The organism is Marmoricola sp. URHB0036, from assembly GCF_000426045.1.
Lineage (GTDB): Bacteria > Actinomycetota > Actinomycetes > Propionibacteriales > Nocardioidaceae > Marmoricola.
Genome location: NZ_AUEP01000013.1, coordinates 149,734 through 167,574, shown reverse-complemented (window position 1 = coordinate 167,574; position 17,841 = coordinate 149,734). Strand labels below are relative to the sequence as shown.

At 70.3% G+C, this 17,841-nt stretch carries 12 protein-coding genes; 5 read left to right on the top strand and 7 right to left on the bottom strand.

The features are described 5' to 3' along the window. Positions 1 to 8 precede the first annotated feature (8 nt). The 4 genes from H976_RS0116055 to H976_RS26755 form a co-directional block, all read right to left on the bottom strand. The gene (locus H976_RS0116055) at positions 9 to 581 is read right to left on the bottom strand and encodes a TIGR03086 family metal-binding protein (RefSeq protein WP_027862375.1); all 573 of its coding nucleotides are present in this window, start codon (positions 579 to 581) and stop codon (positions 9 to 11) included. Between the two features lie 53 nt (positions 582 to 634). Beyond that, positions 635 to 1,756, bottom strand: coding sequence for a substrate-binding protein (locus H976_RS0116050; RefSeq protein ID WP_027862374.1), 1,122 nt, complete (start codon positions 1,754 to 1,756; stop codon positions 635 to 637). Between the two features lie 9 nt (positions 1,757 to 1,765). Further along, positions 1,766 to 2,038, bottom strand: coding sequence for a hypothetical protein (locus H976_RS0116045; RefSeq protein WP_027862373.1), 273 nt, complete (start codon positions 2,036 to 2,038; stop codon positions 1,766 to 1,768). Positions 2,039 to 2,133: 95 nt separating this feature from the next. After that, complete coding sequence (locus H976_RS26755; protein ID WP_051276913.1) at positions 2,134 to 5,010, bottom strand: LuxR C-terminal-related transcriptional regulator; 2,877 nt, start codon at positions 5,008 to 5,010, stop codon at positions 2,134 to 2,136. A gap of 132 nt (positions 5,011 to 5,142) precedes the next feature. Here H976_RS26755 and H976_RS0116035 point away from each other — a divergent pair, with 132 nt between their 5' ends. From H976_RS0116035 to H976_RS0116025, 3 genes are all read left to right on the top strand, one after another. Next, positions 5,143 to 5,892 carry an ABC transporter permease gene (locus H976_RS0116035; RefSeq protein ID WP_027862372.1) on the top strand — a complete coding sequence of 250 codons (750 nt, stop codon included), beginning with the start codon at positions 5,143 to 5,145 and terminating at the stop codon, positions 5,890 to 5,892. 31 nt (positions 5,893 to 5,923) lie between these two features. Beyond that, a complete protein-coding gene (speB, locus tag H976_RS0116030) occupies positions 5,924 to 6,973 on the top strand; it encodes an agmatinase (RefSeq protein WP_027862371.1) in 1,050 nt (349 codons plus the stop codon). Between the two features lie 276 nt (positions 6,974 to 7,249). Continuing rightward, complete coding sequence (locus tag H976_RS0116025; RefSeq protein ID WP_027862370.1) at positions 7,250 to 9,166, top strand: primary-amine oxidase; 1,917 nt, start codon at positions 7,250 to 7,252, stop codon at positions 9,164 to 9,166. 6 nt (positions 9,167 to 9,172) lie between these two features. Here H976_RS0116025 and H976_RS31020 read toward each other — a convergent pair whose 3' ends face one another. Beyond that, positions 9,173 to 14,167, bottom strand: a complete 4,995-nt coding sequence (locus H976_RS31020) for a PKD domain-containing protein (RefSeq protein ID WP_155918325.1) — start codon at positions 14,165 to 14,167, stop codon at positions 9,173 to 9,175. A 142-nt stretch (positions 14,168 to 14,309) separates the two neighbouring features. Between H976_RS31020 and H976_RS0116015 the strand changes: the two genes are divergently transcribed. Beyond that, complete coding sequence (locus tag H976_RS0116015; RefSeq protein ID WP_027862369.1) at positions 14,310 to 15,374, top strand: NAD(P)-dependent oxidoreductase; 1,065 nt, start codon at positions 14,310 to 14,312, stop codon at positions 15,372 to 15,374. 157 nt (positions 15,375 to 15,531) lie between these two features. On the opposite strand, the gene H976_RS0116010 is transcribed toward H976_RS0116015, so the two are convergent. Beyond that, the gene (locus H976_RS0116010; protein ID WP_027862368.1) at positions 15,532 to 15,858 is read right to left on the bottom strand and encodes a hypothetical protein; all 327 of its coding nucleotides are present in this window, start codon (positions 15,856 to 15,858) and stop codon (positions 15,532 to 15,534) included. A gap of 364 nt (positions 15,859 to 16,222) precedes the next feature. On the opposite strand from H976_RS0116010, the gene H976_RS0116005 reads away from it, so the two are divergent. Then, the gene (locus H976_RS0116005; protein WP_027862367.1) at positions 16,223 to 16,486 is read left to right on the top strand and encodes a PspC domain-containing protein; all 264 of its coding nucleotides are present in this window, start codon (positions 16,223 to 16,225) and stop codon (positions 16,484 to 16,486) included. On the opposite strand, the gene H976_RS0116000 is transcribed toward H976_RS0116005, so the two are convergent. Then, entirely contained in the window at positions 16,473 to 17,801 is a 1,329-nt protein-coding gene (locus H976_RS0116000; RefSeq protein ID WP_027862366.1) for a hypothetical protein, read from the bottom strand. The genes H976_RS0116005 and H976_RS0116000 overlap by 14 nt on opposite strands. Between the last annotated feature and the right edge of the window lie 40 nt (positions 17,802 to 17,841).

The following is a 17,841-nucleotide window of genomic DNA, read 5'->3' as shown; positions in this document are numbered from 1 at the left end:
CGGCCGGGCTACCTGCGCACGGCCCTGCCCGCGGCGGCCATCAACCGTTCGGTGTCGGTCGCATCGCTCGGGACGGCCGTGGGCGGCTTGATCAAGTCGTGGTCCCGCGCCGCGTCGGTGCAGGTGGCCTCGACGACCTGGGAGAGTACGTCGATCCGGGACTGGTCGAACTCGAGTGGCCGACCGACGCTGCTCGACAGGTCCCAGGCATGGGCGGCGGCGTCGATGATGGCGAAGTCGATCACCACCGAACCCGGCAGCTCACCGAACGGTGTCGCGTGTGCCGCGTCGAGGATCCCGTCCGTGCGCCACAACGCTGCTGCCTGGGCGGTGACGTCGGCGGCCACCGGATCGAGGTCGCCCTCGATCGGCACGGCCCCCATGGCGTCCTCGACGGCCACGAGGTGCTGGCCGGTGACCAGGCCGGCCCACACCAGCTCGTTGTTGAGGGCATGGCTGGCCAGGCGGCGTACGGTCCACGGATCGCAGTTCGTCGGGCCGTCCATCACTGAGTCGTCGAGAGTGCCGACTACGCGCCGGAGCTCGCCCAGCGCGTAGTCGAGCGTCTGCAAGCGGTCCATGAGGTCTCCCCGGCGTCGGGTCTCGACGCTACCGACTCAGGACCACTGCGGCGTCAGCTGGTCTCGACCACCGCCTCCTTCGGGTCGACGCGACCGAGGTCCTCCACGACCTCGAACACACCGTCGCGAGCCTGCGCGATGTACATGTTCAGCCGGAGGTGGTGCTGCCCGGGGACCATCTCGGCGGGACCCCCCGGACCCTCGCTGAGGCTTGCCGTGTCGAGCGCCTTGACGACGGCGTCGGTGTCCAACGAGCCGGCCTCGGCGACGGCGGCCGCCCATAGCCGCAGGCCGCGGTACATGCCCGTGCACGCGCTCCCGGCCGTGAACTGGGCGCTGCCCGGGTAGCGGCGGTCGTACTCCTGCAGCAGTTCCGAGCTGAACGGATCTGTCACCTCCCGGTAGTAGTCCAGGCACCCGTAGAGGCCCTCGATCTGCTCGGCCGGCACGAGGTTGAGGAAGTTCTCGTCGAAGTAGGTGCACACGACGGTCCCTCCCCGGGCCGTGAAGCCTGCCTCGTGCAGCTTGGCCAGGAACGGGGTCAGCCCCGGCGGCACGATGGTGTTGAACACCAGGTCCGCCCCGCTGCTCATGATGCGATCCACCGTCGCGTCGTAGTCCATGTGGTCGAGCGGGTGGTACTCCTCGCCCACGATCGACCCACCACGGGCGGTGACGACCTCCGTGACCTTGGCGTTCAGCACGTGGGGCCAGATGTAGTCGGCCGACGGAAGGTAGACGCTCTTCGCGCCCGTCCGCTCCATGAGCCACGGGAAGAGCGGCTCGATCTGCTGCGCAGGCACCGGCCCGGTGCAGAAGATCAGCGGGTCCGACTCCTGCCCCTCGTACTGCTCGGGGTAGATGTACAGCTTGCGTCCGCGCTCGACCACGGGGCCCTTGATCGCCTGTCTGGTCGAGCTGTAGATGCCGCCGAGCACGACATCGACGTCGTGCTCGTCGACCATCTTGGTGGCCGCCTGCTCGGCTGCCTGGTCGTCGGTGGCACTGTCCTCGACGATGAGGCGGAGGGGCCGCCCGAGCAGCCCGCCCTCGTCGTTGATCTGCTGCACGACCATGTCGGCCACGTTCGCGTTCGCGATGCCCATGAAGGACAGCGGCCCGGTGAGGTCGGTGATCACGCCGACCTTGACGGGGTCGTCGGCTGTTGTCGTCATCGTCGCGCCTCAGGCCTCGACCGCACCCTGGAAGTGCAGGGGGTAGGGCTTGGTGAGGTGACCGGCGTCCTTCATGATCGGCGGGACGGTGGGGTCGGAGACGAACGACTGCCAGCCGGCCTCGTCCCAGTCGAAGACGACCCAGACGCTGTCCGAGGCGGCGTCGTCGCGGAAGACCTGGGCTCCCTTGCAGCCGTGCTCGGCGCGCTTCTCCGCGCCGGCGGTGCTGAACACGGACCAGAAGCGGTCCCAGTCTGCGAACTTGGTGGTGGCGAGGATCATGACGTTCTCCTTGTTCCGTCGGGGTGGTGAACACCAGCGATACTTCGCCGGTCGCCACCCCGGCCGCATCCGGAGAACTCCCCATTCCCGCCTCGTCAGTCGACGAGTCCGTGCTCCACGGCCCACCGCGTCGCGTCGGCCCGGTTGGAGGCGCCGATCTTCGTGTAGAGGTTCTGGATGTGCCGGTCCGCGGTCTTCGCCGAGATGAACAGCCGCTCCGCGATCTCGCGGGTCCGCAGGCCCTGTGCCGCCAGGCGGACCACCTCCACCTCGCGCTCGCTCAGGCCACCCGGTCGCCTTGCGCCGGCAGCTGCCCGGAGCTCGGTGCGCGACTGCTGGATCACGCCTCGGGCGAAGTGGGCCGTGTCGCCGAGGTCCATCCCCTCCCCTGCGACGCAGTTCGTGCGGAAGGCTGCGGTGCCGAGCCCGGCCTCGAGGCGTTCGGCGAGGTCGGGCAGCTCGGGGACGTGGTGCTCACTGCCCGGTTGGCGGACGATGGCGGCGTACAGGGTGGCGGCGCTCTCCAGCCGGCCAATGCGTTCGAACAGCGCGGTCGCGCTGGCCAGGGTGATCGTGAGCTGGGGCACGCTGCCGGCCTGCTGGAAGGCGTCGATGGCCGCGTCGAACATCGTGAGGGCGTCGTCGGGGTCGGCGTCCACGAGTCGCAGGCGCGCTGCGTCGCGGGCGATGAAGCCGACGAAGAACCCGACACGGTGCCGGTGCACGTAGGCGAGGCCTTCGCGCCACAGCGCGAGCGCCCGGTCGGGTTCGGTGTGTCGGTGGGCGCTGCCGGAGGTCCAGTAGGCGTAGGCGATGAAGTAGGGGTTGCCGAGGTCTCGGGCGGCCGCCATCGCCTCGTCGGTCAGGGCCAGCGCCTCGGCGAGGCGGTCGGAGGCCTGCAGGCCGTCGAGGAGCAAGGAGAGGCCCCAGCCACGTGGTCGGCCAGGTAGGGCGGCTACTCGCTCGGCCGCCTCGACGTAACGGTCGAGGTGACCGGCGTACACGTGGGACAGCGCCTCCACGAGCCCGGACAGCCCCGGCTCGCACGGCTCGTACCGCGGGTCTGCCTCGAGTGACCCTGCGGTGCGGGCCGCGACGACCGCCTCGTCGGGGCTGCCGGTGAAGCAGCCCCACGCGGCGCCGGTGTAGAGCCGCGGCAGGTGGTGAACGTCTGCCCGGGTCGCATCGCCCAGCAGCTGCTGGGCCCACCCGACCGTCTCGAACACCTGCACCGACGCACCCATGAGGGCGGCATGGGCGGCGATGTCGGCAGCGGTCTCGAGGTCGCCACGCGACCAGCTCCACCGGAAGGCGACCCGGAGGTTCGCGAGCTCGACCTCGAGCCAGTCGACGCACTCTCGCCACTCGGGACCGTTCCACCGGGCCCAGCGCGCCGTTGCCTCCTGGGCGAGACGGACGGCATGTCGGTCTCGTACGACGTCGATCGAACCCGACGCGACGAGCTCGTCCTCGGCGAACTGCCGGATCGTCTCGAGCACCAGGTAACGCGACGTACCAGCTGCCGTGTCGGCGGTCACCAGCGACTTGCGCACGAGGGAGTCGACGAGGTCGAGCACCGCCAGCTCGTCGTACGCCCCGAGCACGTCGCTGATCGCCCCGATGGTGAAGCCGCCGGCGAACACCGCACTGGTGCACAGCAACGCGCGTTCGTCCTCGTCGAGCAGCTCGTAGGACCACGCGACCACGTTGCGCAGCGTCTGCTGGCGCTGCGGAGCGCGCGGCGATGCGGTGAGGATGCGGAACCGGTCGCCGAGGCGGTCGCGGATGTCGATCGGGCTCATGGAGATCGTGCGGGCCGCGGCCAGCTCGATGCCGAGCGGCAACCCGTCCAGGCTGCGGCAGATCTCGACGACCGCCGCCGCAGTGTCGGGCTGCGCGAAGTCGATCCGTGACTGGAGCGCACGGGCTCGCTCGACGAAGAGGGTGACCGCCGGTGAGTCCGCTCCTCCGTCGAGCGCGAGCGGCAGGACCAGCCGGCGCTGCTCGCCGGGTACGTCGATGGCTTCGCGGGACGTCGCGAGAACGCGCAGCGTCGAGGTCCGGGCGACGAGCTCGCGCACCGTCTCCGACACCGCTCCCACGAGGTGCTCGCAGTTGTCGAGCACGACGAGCACCCGCCGACCCGAAAGCGCCTCGGCCAGCGTCTCGAGCACGGCCACGCCCGCGGTGGGCGTGATGCCCAGCGTGGAAGCGATCGCGTCGGGCACGGCGTCGGGGTCGGTGAGCGGAGCGAGCTCGACCATCCAGACGCCGTCCGGGTGTTCCTCCCTGAGGGTGGCGCCCACCTCGATCGAGAGGCGGGTCTTGCCGACACCACCGACGCCGGTGAGCGTCACCAGGCGGTGGGTGCGCACCAGCTCGGTCAGCTCGAGGAGAAGCTGCTCACGGCCGATCAGGCTCGAGGTCGGCATCGGCATGTTGCCGCGGTGCGCGTCACGAGCGCGCGGAGTCGGGAAGTGGGCCGGCGCGCCGGCGACCACCACCTGGAACAGGCGCTCGGCCCGCGGCAGGTCGGGCAGGCTGTGGTCCCCCAGGTCGACCAGCTCGGCCCCGTCGAGAAGTGCCGCCGCCCGTTCGCCGACCAGGACCTGCCCGCCGTGGGCCGCCGCCATGATGCGGGCGGCGCGGTTCGGTCCGAGGCCGATGTAGCTCCCGCCGCGCCCACGGGCAGTGCCGGTCTCGATACCCATGCGAGCCCGCAGCCGTAGGTCGTCTGACCAGGCCTCGGTGGCGAGCGCGCGCTGCGCGGCGACGGCGCCACCGACCGCGTCCTCGGTGTTGTCGAAGACCGCTCCGAAGCCGTCACCGTCGGCGGCGAACACCTCGCCGCCGTGGGCGACGAACGCACTCCGCAGCAGAGCGTCGTGCCGAGCCAGGGCATCCTCCATGTCGGCCGGATGCTCTTCCCACAGCAGCGCCGTGCCCTCGAGCTCGGTGAACAGGAAAGTCACCGCCTGATCGCCTGACGCGCCCCCATCCACCCGTCGAGGATGACACCGAGCAGCCACGGAGCCGAGCCGTGGCAGCACACCGGCACGTGTGGGCTGGACCGCTCGTCGGCATCTGCGTGGCAGGCTCGCCCTGTGCAGGAGGTGTGGAACGACGCGTGGTTCGGTGCCCGCGTGCTCGTGCTGGCGGCGGCGACTGTCGGGCTCGGGCTCTGGTACGGCACCGGCCTGCGCCTGTTCCCGCTCTGGGCGATCGCCCGGGCCGCCGTCCAGCTCTCGATCGTGGCGCTGCTGCTCCGCGGCGTGCTGGCGGTGCCCTGGACCGCCGTCGCCTTCGTGCTGCTGATGCTCAGCACCGCCTCGGTCACGGCGATGGGTCGCACGCGCGATCTCTGGCGGGGTCGTGAGGCGGCAGTGGTCGGCGTCGCGGCTGGAGCCCTGGCCAGCCTCGGTGCGATCTTCGCGCTGCAGCTCGCCGATCTCGAAGCCCGCTACCTGGTGGCGACCGGCGGGATCATCATCGGCAACGCGATGAGCGCCGCCACCCTCTCCGGGCGCAACTTCCTCCGCTCGGCACGCGCCCGGGCCAGCGAGATCGAGGCCTGGCTGTCGCTCGGCGCGACACCGGCCGTGGCCCACCGGGACATCGGTCGCGAGGCCGTGCGGGAATCGCTGATCCCGACCCTCGACCAGTCCAAGTCGACCGGGCTGGTCACCCTGCCCGGCGCGTTCGTCGGTGCGCTGTTCGGTGGCGCCAGCCCCGCAGACGCGGCGAAGTTCCAGCTCGTGGTGCTGGCCGGCATCGCGCTGTCGATGACGGTCACCGCCATCGTGGTGACCACGATCGCCGGGCGTTCGCCGTACGTCGTGGGCACGCGCGCGTGACGCGGCCCTCGACCGGTGCCAGACTCCGGGAATGACTCGCTACGGGCAGCAGTTCGGCCCTGACTTCACCTTCCTGGGCGTCCCGATGTGCGACCTCGACGACCCCTCGTCGTACGCCGATGCGCAGGTGGTGATCCTCGGCGCTCCGTTCGACGGAGGCACCTCGGCCCGCTCCGGGGCACGGTTCGGGCCGATGGCGATCCGGATGCGCGACTACCTCGCCCACGACGGGTCGCGGCCCAGCCTGGCGCTGCGCACCGACGGACTGGTCGACCTCGACGTGGTCGACGCTGGGGACGTCGAGATGTACTCCGGGGACATCGAGGTGGCCCTGCCCGCGCTCGAGGCCGCGGTCGAGAAGGTCACCCGATCGGGCGCGATCCCGGTCATCCTCGGCGGCGACCACTCGGTCACCTTCCCCGACGCCAAGGGCGTCGCGAACGTGCTCGGCCACGGGCGGATCTCGATGATCCACTTCGACGCGCACGCCGACACCGGAGACATCGAGTTCGGCTCCTTGTGGGGGCACGGCCAGCCGATGCGGCGCCTGATCGAGTCCGGTGCCCTGCGCGGCGACCGCTTCCTCCAGGTAGGGCTCCGCGGCTACTGGCCACCGCCGGACACGCTCGACTGGATGGCCGGGCAGCAGATGCGGTCCTACGAGATGACCGAGGTCGTGCACCGCGGCCTGAACGAGTGCCTGAGCGAGGCGTTCGTGATCGCCATGGACGACTGCGACGGCGTCTTCCTCTCGGTCGACATAGACGTCTGCGACCCCGGGCACGCTCCGGGCACCGGCACCCCCGAGCCCGGCGGGTTGTCGGCGCGGGAGCTGCTCGACGCCGTACGCCGGATCTGTCTCGAGCTGCCGGTCGTGGGCGTCGACGTGGTCGAGGTGGCACCGCCGTACGACCACGCCGACATCACTGCTGCGGTGGCCAACCGGGTCGTGCTGGAGGCCCTGTCGGCCATCGCGCGCAGGCGTCAGGATGAACGGAACGGCACGACCTGGGACCCTGCCACTCCTCTGCTCGCCGACCGGCAGCCACTCCCCGACCAGCACGGCGACGCGGGCTCCTGACGTCGCGGACAACTTTTCGGCAAGAACCACGTCATGAACTCCCAGTGGCGGCGTTCCATGAGCATCCGACAGGTGTTCGGCGTTCGCCGACATCTCGAGGAGTTCGCCCGTAGCGCGGGGGCGCTGACCGCGGGCGATCTGCGCGGCGCCATCACCACGGCTGGCGCCGCGCAGTACTCCTCCCTACGGCCGGTTTCAGCCTGCTCGGCCCGGCGAAGGCCCGTGGCATAGTGCGCAACGGCACTCGTCGGGTGTCGTCCGCGAGGCAGGAGACCGATGGCACAGCATCCCCTCGAGCCACTCGACGAAGCCGAGTTCCGGCAGACTGCCGCCGCCCTGCGGCGTGACCAGTCGCTCTCGGCGTCGTGGCGGTTCGCCTCGATCGAGCTGCTCGAGCCGCCGAAGGCAGCGGTCAAGGCCTGGCGCCCCGGCGACCCGGTCCGGCGTACGGCGTTCGCGGTGCTGTGGAACCGCGAGGACAACCAGACCTTCGAGGGTGTCGTCGACCTCACCGGCGACACCGTGGTCTCGTGGACGCACGTGCCCGGGGTGACGCCGCACTTCACGACCGACGAGTACCACGAGGTCGACGAGGCGATGCGTGCCCATCCCGATGTGGTCGCGGCCCTGGCCGAGCGCGGCATCACCGACATGTCCCTGGTGACCATCGAGGTGTGGACCTACGGCAAGGCACTGATGCCCGAGCAGTGGCGCGACCGGCGCCTGGGATGGTGCGACATCTGGTACCGCGAGACCCCCGACGGCAACCTCTACGCGCACCCGGTCTCGGGGCTGAAGGTCGTCGTCGACGTGAACACCCTGGAGCTGCTCGAGCTCGAGAACGACCACGACCACGGCCAGCCCCTGGTCGATGCGGAGTACGTGCCCGGCCCCTGGACCGGTGAGCAGCGCGAGGTGGCCCCGCTCCACATCACCCAGCCCGACGGCGTCTCCTTCACCGTGGAGGGCACCGAGCTCAGCTGGCAGAACTGGACCATGCGCATCGGGTTCAACTACCGCGAGGGTCCGGTCATCTACCAGGTGGCGTACGACGACCACGGGACCCGTCGCGAGATCGCCTACCGGATGTCGTTCACCGAGATGGTCGTCCCCTACCGCGATGCGTCCTTCGACCACTACCGGCGCACCGCGTTCGACATCGGCGAGTGGGGCCTCGGCTTCATGACCACCTCGCTCGAGCTCGGCTGCGACTGCCTCGGCGAGATCCGCTACCTCGACGCGACGCTGCACGACACCGCGGGCGAGCCGTACACGATCCCCAACGCCATCTGCCTGCACGAGGAGGACAACGCCGTCCTCTGGAAGCACGTCGACCACAAACTCGGCGCCGAGGTCCGGCGGATGCGGCGGCTGGTGGTGTCCTGCCACGCGACCGTCGCCAACTACGAGTACCTCGTCTACTGGCGCTTCTACCAGGACGGGAACATCGAGTGCGAGGTGCGCGCGACCGGCCTGATGGTGACCACGCCGTACGACGAGAAGGCCGGCCCGCCCGCCACCGGGACGGTCGTCGACAACCGCACCTATGCGCCCTTCCACCAGCACTTCCTGGTGGCGCGCCTCGACCTCGACGTCGACGGTGACGACAACACGGTCATGGAGGTCGACTCGCGGGCACTGCCGACGTCGGAGGACAACCCCTACGGCCTGGCGGTGGTCACCGAGTCGACCCCGGTCACCTCGGAGGCCGAGTCGGCGCGCGACTTCAACTGGGCGACACAGCGCTCGTGGAAGGTGGTCAACCCCAACCGCACCAACGCGCTCGGCACCAACCCGGCCTACAAGCTGGTGCCCAGTGCCTCCATCCCGCCGATGATGGAGCCGGACGCGCCGCAGTTCCGCCGGGCGCCGGTGATCGGCCACACCCTCTGGGTGACCCGCCACCACGACGACGAGCGCTGGCCGTGCGGCGCCTACCCGACCCAGTCCAGCGACGACGACGGGATGACGCGCTTCATCGCCGACGACGAACCACTGCAGAACACCGACGTCGTGCTCTGGTACGTCTTCGGCATCCACCACGTCACCCGGGTCGAGGACTGGCCGATCATGCCGGCCGACACGATCGCCTTCTGGCTCAAGCCGTTCGGGTTCTTCGACCAGAACCCGTCGATCGACGTACCCGCCTCCAGGAAGGCCGACGGGGACCACTGCCACCCGGACAGCGAGTAGACGAGCTCAGGAGCTCTTCAGCAGGACGCTGAAGCTGGCACCTCGCGAGCTGGTCGAGTTGGCGGTGGCCGTCAGCTGGCCCCGGGCTCCCGACGCGACCGGACCGTTGCCGTCCGCGAGCAGGGCAGTGATGTGACCCGAGGACGAGGTGGTGGCCACGGCGCGCCGTACGGTCTGACCGGCCGGGGTGCTGAACCCGGTGGTGTCGGTGGACTTGTCGGCCCAGTAGGTGACCAACCAGCTGGTGCTGTCGGTCGCGGTGACGGCCGGGCTGACGTGGGCCGCACCCGCCGCGTCGTCGGTCTTCGAGGCCGAGGCGGCGATCGGCGTGGTGCCGTTGAGCCCGCGGTAGGCCACGACCGTGAGGTCGGACTTGCACAGCACCGACGACGTGACCGTCACGCTGGGCTCGTTGGCCGTTGCCGTCTTCGTCCAGGCGCGGGCCACGATGCCGTTGCCGTCCTTGGTCTCCAGCAGGGTCCAGCCCGACGGAGGCGTGTACGTCGGGGTGGTGCCGTTGCCGGTGAAGAAGGCGATCAAGGTGTCGCCGGCCTGGACACCGCTCGGCATCGCCGTGGTGTGGATGCTGCGGTTGCCGTTGCTGGAGTTGGCACCGACGTACGCCACGTTGCTGACCGGGGCTGTTCCGGACGGGTTGACGGTCGTGGTGTCGGTCGCGCTGTGGCCGTGGCCGTCGTTGACAGTCAGCGTGACCGTCTTGGCCCCGGCCGTGGCGTAGGTGTGCGACGGGTTGGGAGTGGTCGACGCCGCCGTGCCGTCGCCGAAGTTCCAGCTGTAGGTGAGCGTGTCGTTGTCCGGGTCCGTCGACGTCGTACCGGTGAACGAGCAGGCGAGCCCGGTGCAGCCGGCGTTGGTGATGTGTGCCGTCGGCGCCGCGTTGGCGGGAGCTGCGCCGCTGCCCGAGAGCAGCACGCTCATCGTGATGCCCTTGGCCGAGCTGTCGGCGGTGGCGCTGAGCCCACCCCGGGTGCCGGCGGCGACCGGAGCGTTGCTGTCGGTGAGCAGCGAGGACATGTGGCCGGTGCCCGTGGCAGTGCCCTCCGAGCGCTGCGTCTGGCCGGCGGGACCGGTCCATCCCGTCGTCGTGGAGGACTTGTCGGTCCAGTAGCTGACCAGCCAGTTGGTGGCGTCGGGAGCGGTGACCGTCGGTGTCGTGTGCACCGTCGCCGCTGTGTTCTGGCCCGCGATGGCCGAGGCGCTGATGGCCGGGGTGCCGACTCCGCGGTAGGAGGCGATGGTCAGGTCGGACTTGACCAGGTAGGCCGTGGCGTCGGGGTTGCGGCTCGTGACCGTGACCGTGGCGCCGAGGTCCGCGGCCGTGGCGGTCTTGGTGTAGACGGTGCCGATCGCCCCCGTGCTCGAGTCGGTCCGCACCTGGGTCCAGCCCGCCGGACCGGCGTAGACGGGAGTCGTCGAGTTGGCGCTGAAGTACAGCAGCATCGTGTCGCCCACCGCGGTGCCGCTGGGCACCACGATCGAGTGGTTCGAACGGTTGCCGTTGTTGTTGGCCGCTGCGACGAAGCCGATGCCGGTGGCGCTGCTCGTCGGGTTCAGCGTCGTCGTCGCGGTGGCCGTGTGGCTGTGACCATCGTCGACCGTCAGCGTCACGGTCTTGGCACCGGCGGAGGTGTAGGTGTGCGTCGGGTTGGCGGTCGTGCTGTGGGCCGTGCCGTCACCCCAGTTCCAGTCGTAGGTCAGCGTGTCGCTGTCGGGGTCGCTGGAGGACGAGCCGTCGGCCGAGCAGGACAGGCCGGTGCAGCCGGTGCCGGTGATCCGTGCGGTCGGCGCCTGGTTGGCCAGTGGGGTCGTCGGCGTCGCGACCACGGTGTCGACGCCGGTGGCGCCCTGGGGGTCGGTCACCGTCAGCGTGACGGTCTGGTTGCCGCCGTTGGCGAAGGCGTGCGTCGGGGTGGCCGTGGTGCCGTGGGCCGTCCCGTCACCCCAGTTCCAGTCGTAGGTCAGGGCGCCCGACTCGGGGTCGGTCGACGACCCGCCGTCGAAGGAGCAGGTCAGGTTGGTGCAGCCCACCATCGTGGCGTGGGCGACCGGTGCCTGGTTGGGCGGCGGAGGTCCGGCTGGAGCCAGCATCAGGCTCATGGTGAGGCCCTGGGCGCTGCTGTCGGCGGTGGCGTTGAGCCCGCCCTGGGCGCCGGCGCTGACGCGCCCGTTGCTGTCGGTCAGCAGCGAGGACATGTGGCTGGTGCCGGTGGCATTGCCCTCGGAACGCTGTGTCTGGCTGGCCGGACCGGTCCATCCGGTCGTGGTGGACGAACGGTCGGTCCAGAAGCTCAGCAACCAGTTGGTGCCGTTGGCGGCGCTGACCGTCGGCGTCTGGTGGGTCGCACTGGCGACGTTCTGGGCCGTGATCGCGCTCACGGAGATCGGCGAGGAGCTGGTGCCGCGGTACGCCGCGAGGGTCGTGTCGGACTTGACGTAGTAGGCGGTGCCGTCGGGGTTCCTGCTCGTCACGGTGACCGTGGCGCCGAGGTCGGCTGCCGTCGCGGTCTTGCTGAACACCTTGCCCACCGCTGCGGTGCCGTTCTGGGTCAGCACCTGGGTCCAGCCGGCCGGACCGGCGTACACCGGGCCGACGGAGTTGGCCGCGAAGAACAGCAGCAGCGTGTCGCCGACCTGGGTGCCGGCCGGCACCGCGATCGCGTGGTTGCTGCGGTTGCCGTTGTTGTTGTTGCTCGCGACGAAACCGATCGTGTCGGCGTCGTTGGTCGCACTGGCGGTCCGGGTGACGCTGTTGGTCGCACCCTTGTTGTCGGTCACGATCAGCGTCACGGTGCGGTCACCGGCCGCGGCGTAGGTGTGCGTGGTGGTGACGCCGGTGCCGTGGCTGGTGCCGTCGCCGAAGTCCCAGTCGTAGGTCAGCGCGCCGCCCTCGGGGTCGGTCGACCCGGTCGCGTCGTAGCTGCAGGTGAGCTGGTTGCAGCTCACGGTGGCGGTCGCCACCGGCGGGTCGTTCACCGGCGGAGGCGTCGCCTGCATCGGGAACAGCGCCCGCGAGGACCAGCCGGTGCCGGCCGTCCCGATGGTGGCGGCGGTGCCGGTCACGGCGGTGTGGCCGGCCTGGTTCCAGGTGGCCTGCCACAGGTTGCCCGACGAACTGGCGAAGAAGAGCTTGCCGCCGGCCACGAAGGCACCGCGGACGTTGCGGTAGTCGATGCTCGTGGTGCTCGTGGTGAAGCGCTGCTGGCCGACCACGCCGTCCTCGACCTCGAAGGCGCGACGGTAGAGCACGTTGTTGCTCGTCACGGTGCCGGACTTGGTGTAGTAGATGAAGCCGCCCGAGTAGAAGATGCTGGTGATCGTCTTGACGTCGTTGTGCCAGTCGGTCTGGTTGGCCAGCGCGTCGCTCGTGTTCACCGCGCTCGCGGCGCCGTACGTCGTGCCGTCGAAGGTCTGCTTGGTCATCGAGCCGTCGGAGTTCAGCTTGTAGAGCACGCCGTTGACCATGAACGCGCCGACGCTGGTGCTCCAGCCAGGTCCGGTCGGCACGTTGACGGCCGTGCCGGCGGTCGTTCCCGTGAAGTTGAGCTTCTGCAGCTGGCTGGCTCCGGTGGCGACCTTGTAGAGGTCGACGGGAAGCGCGTTGCTCTGCAGCTGCGGCAGGCGGGTGCCAGTGGCGAGCGGCAGGAAGGCGATGCGGGCGTGGTAGCCGTTGCCGGCAGTGTGCCCGATGAGGTCGGTGTCCGATCCCACGTAGAGACCGTCGTTGGTGGCCAGCATGTCCTGCACGCCGACGCCGCGGGCGCGGGTCGGGTTCCACGAGTAGGGCATGCCGTTGACCGGGTTCAGCGCCGCGATGCCCTCGCGGCTGACCGCGCCCTGACCGGCCTGGTCCGCCGCGGTGGGGTTGTTCTGCCAGCGCATGTGGCCGCCGGCGTAGACGACGTTGTCGGTGACCTCGACGGTCCAGGTGGTGTCGCCGCCGGTGTAGGCGGTCCAGGTGGCACCCGATCCGGCAGCAGCGTTGTCCTCGAAGCGAGCCACCACGTCACAGCCCGAGGTGCCGTTGAGGCTGCCGCTGCCGCCGTAGGCACCCGTGGTGGCGACGATGAAGTAGTTGCCGTTGGGGGCGTACTCGACGTCGGTCATGTAGGTGTCGAAGTTCGACGAGCAGCCCTGGGTGAAGAGATTGGTCGACCACGTGGACAGCGTCTGGTGCACGTTGGGGTCCACGGCGGTCGGGGTGTTGCCGACGTCGAACCGCGCGATCTGGGACCGCGCCTGGCCGTCGACGGAGGTGAAGTTGCCGATCGCCATCAGCTCGTTGTTCTGCTTGTTGATCGCGATCTGCAGCACGTTGGTGATCGAGCCCACGTTGTTGTTGTGCGTGCCGGCGAGCACGGCGTTGAAGTAGGGGTCACGCTTGCCGGTGTCGGCGTACACCGTGCCGAGGGCCCGCTGCACGATGCCGAAGATGTGGGTGAACTTGCCGGCGATGAACAGGTGGTTGCCGACGAGCTCGAGGTCGCGGATCTCACCGCTGATGGTCGGCGTGGTGAAGGTCGTGCTGAGCGCGCCGGTGGTGACGTTCATCTTGAAGAGGTGGCCCGGCATTGCCACGCCGGCCGCGTTGTTGAAGGCGCCGGCGACGTAGACCGACTGGCCGTCGGCGGCCGGGAGCACCTTGTAGACGATGCCGTCGGGGTCGGGGGCGAACGTCGTCAGCAACCGACCGGTGGTGGCGTCGAAGGCCAGCAGGTTGTTGCGCGTGAACGTCGTGGAGGTGTTGAAGTTCTGGGCCTGGGTGAACGAACCGCCGACCACGATGGTGTTGCCCACCTTGGCGATCGAGTAGACCGTGCCGTCCAGGATGTTGGGCGCGTTGGTGCCCGGCTCGTCACTGACGATCTTGCCGGACTGCGGATCGGCGCTACCGGTGTCGGCGGCCTGAGCTGCCGGAGTCCACGTGGCCAGGCCCGCCACCATCAGGGCGACGAGCACCACCAGCGAAAGGAGTTTACGCACTCCGACCATCCCCCGTACTTTCCTCACACGACAGCGCTGCGCGCGCCCCCGGTGACGCAACCATCCGCCATCGTGCCCCCGAATCGGGGCAATCACGAAGAAGTGCCCTCAACCGGTCTGGTCCAGTTGGCACACTGGCGCCATGGCCGACCAATGCTCCCCACGCACCGTCCTGCTGACCGGGGCGGCCGGCTTCATCGGCAGCGCGATCGCGGCCCAGCTCAGCGATCGAGGCGACGAGGTGGTCCTGGTCGACGCGCTGATTCCCGAGGCGCACGGTCCCGGTGCCACGGCGGGGTCCGAGGTGCACCGGCTCGACGTACGCGACGCCGCCCGGTGGGCCGACCTCCTCGACGGGGTCGACGTTGTCTGCCACCAGGCAGCGATGGTGGGGGCCGGGGTCACGGTGGCCGACCTGCCGTCGTACGCCGGCCACAACGACCTCGGCACGGCGGCGCTGCTGGCGGCGATGGCGGACCGCGGCGTCGGCGCCCTCGTCCTGGCCAGCTCGATGGTCGTGTACGGCGAGGGCCGCTATGCCTGCGCCGAGCACGGGGAACAGCAAGCGCCCGCCCGCACCCGTGCTGCCCTGGACTCCGGCGACTTCGAGAACCACTGCTCGACCTGCGCCGCGCCGCTGACGTGGGAGCTCGTCCCCGAGGACGCGCGCCTCGACCCGCGGAGCAGCTATGCGGCGAGCAAGGTCGCCCAGGAGCACTACGCGCTCGCCTGGGCCCGACAGGCGGGGGCGCGCGCCATCGGGCTGAGGTACCACAACGTCTACGGCCCGGGGATGCCGCGCGACACCCCCTACTCCGGCGTGGCCGCCATCTTCCGGTCCTCGCTGGAGCACGGGCGGGCGCCGCGGGTCTTCGAGGACGGAGGCCAGATGCGCGACTTCGTACACGTCCACGACGTCGCGCGCGCCAACCTGCTCGCCATCGACGCCGTCATCGATCGACCCGCCGAGTCGTGGGCGGCGTACAACGTCTGCTCGGGTACGCCGGTGCCGATCGTGCGCATCGCCGAGCTCCTCTCCGACGCCGCCGACGGACCGGCTCCGGAGGTGACCGGGGACTACCGGGCCGGCGACGTCCGCCACGTCGTGGCCTCCCCGCAGCTCACCGCCGCCGAGCTCGGCTTCACCGCGGGCATCGCGCCGGAGCAGGGCATCCCCGAGTTCGCCAGCGCGCCGCTGCGGGAGTAGTCGTCGGTGCGGATGAGCGGATAGTCCCGAGTGAACGGACCCTTCGGGAGGCCCGAGAGGGGTCCAATCGTTCGGGACTACCCGGCCCGGGCGGAGCTCCGTGTGCGACCGCTTGATCGGCGCGGTGTCCCGGGCGGTTGGTGCTCGCTGTCGACTCTCAGCGCCGGCGACGCCATCGCGCACGCGCCGCACGGTGAGAGATCAGCCGCACCGGCTCGACCGCCGATGCGAGGAGGTCGCGTTCCGCTTCATCGACGCGCACGACGATCTCTGTGCCGCAGTCGGCCAGCGACACGAGTGGGAGAACTCGTTTGTCCGACCAGGCACTCGCGTCGTACGCGTATCCGGCGAACGCGGTGAACGCCTGCCACAGCGCGTCGTCGCGGCGGTTCATCATCCCGGTCTGCTGGTACGGCTTGTCAGCGGTCCACGGAATGTCAGCCTCGAACCGAACGGCTGTCTCCTCCAGCGCCTGCAGGACCACGCGGCAGAGCTCTGCACGCTCGCCCGCGACCAGAGGCTCCGAGTCAAACCACGTAGTAGCGAAACTTCACCCGCGCAGGATGGCAGACCGACCCACGCAGGCAAGGTGATGACCGCGCTCGTCCCTCGCGAGTCCGAGCGCGGATCAAGCCCGTTTCCTTGACGGAACGTTCCATCAAGACGCGGTTTGTCGGAACGTTCCGTCAACGCACGGGACTGGTGCCGCCGTCACGACCCTGACACCGGGGCCACCAGGAATCAGGGTCCGGTCGGGGCCACGCCCGATGTGCCGCGGGTGGTCCGCGGTGCACTGTGGAGGTGTCAGGCAGGAGCCTGGACAGACATCCGAAGGAAGAGCGTCAACCATGAGTGACATCCGTCAGAGCTTCGCCCACCAGGGTCTGATCCGACCACGCGAAGGGCGGGTGCTGGGCGGCGTGTGTGCCGGCGTGGGCCGCCGCTTCGGCATCGGTCCGTGGACGTCGCGGCTGCTCTTCGTGCTGCTGCTGATGGTCATCCCCGGCAGCCAGATCCTGGTCTACCCGGTCCTGTGGATCCTGATGCCGTCGGAGGAGACGGTCAGGTTCCAGCCGCCGCTGGCTGGGCAGGTACCCGTCACCAGCCCGTGAACAGCAGGTGCTGCACGACCAGCGCGACGAGCACCTGGATCGCCACGCCCGCTCGTCGCCAGCGGTCGGGCAGCAGGGCGCAGGCGACCAGCAGCCACGGGACGAACGGCAGCCAGATGCGTTCGACCTCGGCCTTGCTCATCTGGGACAGCTCGGCGGCCAGCACCATCAGCGCGGCCGCTCCGACCAGCCACCGGACGACGCGCAGACCGGCGGCGCCGACCTCGCGGGTCCGGCCGCCGAGGGCGGTGAAGCCGGCCCACATCATCGGGCCGGCACTGAAGGTGAGCGCGGCCAGGTTGCCCCACCACCAGTAGGACATCGGCCGGTTGCGTGCCACGCCGGCCCAGTAGCGGTCGTGCAGGGCCGGCAGCGCTTCCCACCACCAGAACCCGTAGGCGCCGAAGGCGGCCACCACCGCGACCGCCCCCAGCACCGCCCACGGCAGCGGCCGCCAGGTGCGGGCGAGCACGAGCACCGCGACGGCGAGCAGGCCCAGCAGCGGCAGCCCGTAGGAAAGCATCACGGCGTACCCCAGGAGCAGGCCGGCGAGGAGTGACCACGTGATGCTGCGGCGCACGGCGCCCGCGGCCAGGGCGGCGATGCCCCACGCGGCGACGGCGGCGAACATCGCATCGGCGCTGACGCACTGCCAGATCGCAGCTGGTCCGAGGACGAGGAACGGCGCGGCGCGGCGAGCGACCGGCTCTGCGCCGAGCAGCCGGAGCGTCACCAGCACCGCAAGGGCGGTCGAGGCCGCGATCGCCGTGACCACGAACCCGGCGGACCAGTCGCTGCCGAGGCCGATCCGGTCGAGCCACACGAAGAAGCCCAGCGCCCCGGGCGGGTGGCCCGCGACGTGCACCGGCCAGTTGGCGTTCGCGATGTCGTCCGGCAGCCCGTCGTACGGGATCCGCGCCACCCAGCCGGACAGGATGCCGTGGAAGTCGGTGGTCGCGCGGGCGGTGCGGAGGTACTCGTACTCGGTGCCGAGGATCGCCCCGACCCCGGGCTTGCCGTCGACGAACGCCAGGCTCAGCATCCAGGCCAGCCCGGCGCCGTACGACGCAGCCAGCAACCCGCGCCACGACAGTCGCTGGGCGAGCGGGACCGACCACCACACCGCGAGCCCCCCGGCGACGAGGGCGGGAACCGTCCCCGGACCGAGGCGGGGATCCCAGTACGCGTGCAACGGCGGGAAGTGCCGCACGTGCACGTCCCACCCGGTGACGGCCGGCAGCACCATCGCGACCGTCACGAGCAGTACGCCGAACGCGAGTCCCGCGAACGGTGCGACGCGCTCGGCCCGGGTCATGTCGCCCAACAGTAGGGACCGTCCGCTCCGGAGCGGTCCA

Coding starts and splice junctions, on each gene's coding strand:
- H976_RS0116050 (WP_027862374.1), bottom strand. CDS start 1,756: ATGACGACAACAGCCGACGACCCCGTCAAGGTCGGCGTGATCACCGAC.
- H976_RS0116000 (WP_027862366.1), bottom strand. CDS start 17,801: ATGACCCGGGCCGAGCGCGTCGCACCGTTCGCGGGACTCGCGTTCGGC.
- H976_RS0116015 (WP_027862369.1), top strand. CDS start 14,310: ATGGCCGACCAATGCTCCCCACGCACCGTCCTGCTGACCGGGGCGGCC.
- H976_RS0116055 (WP_027862375.1), bottom strand. CDS start 581: ATGGACCGCTTGCAGACGCTCGACTACGCGCTGGGCGAGCTCCGGCGC.
- H976_RS0116025 (WP_027862370.1), top strand. CDS start 7,250: ATGGCACAGCATCCCCTCGAGCCACTCGACGAAGCCGAGTTCCGGCAG.
- H976_RS0116005 (WP_027862367.1), top strand. CDS start 16,223: ATGAGTGACATCCGTCAGAGCTTCGCCCACCAGGGTCTGATCCGACCA.
- H976_RS0116045 (WP_027862373.1), bottom strand. CDS start 2,038: ATGATCCTCGCCACCACCAAGTTCGCAGACTGGGACCGCTTCTGGTCC.
- speB (WP_027862371.1), top strand. CDS start 5,924: ATGACTCGCTACGGGCAGCAGTTCGGCCCTGACTTCACCTTCCTGGGC.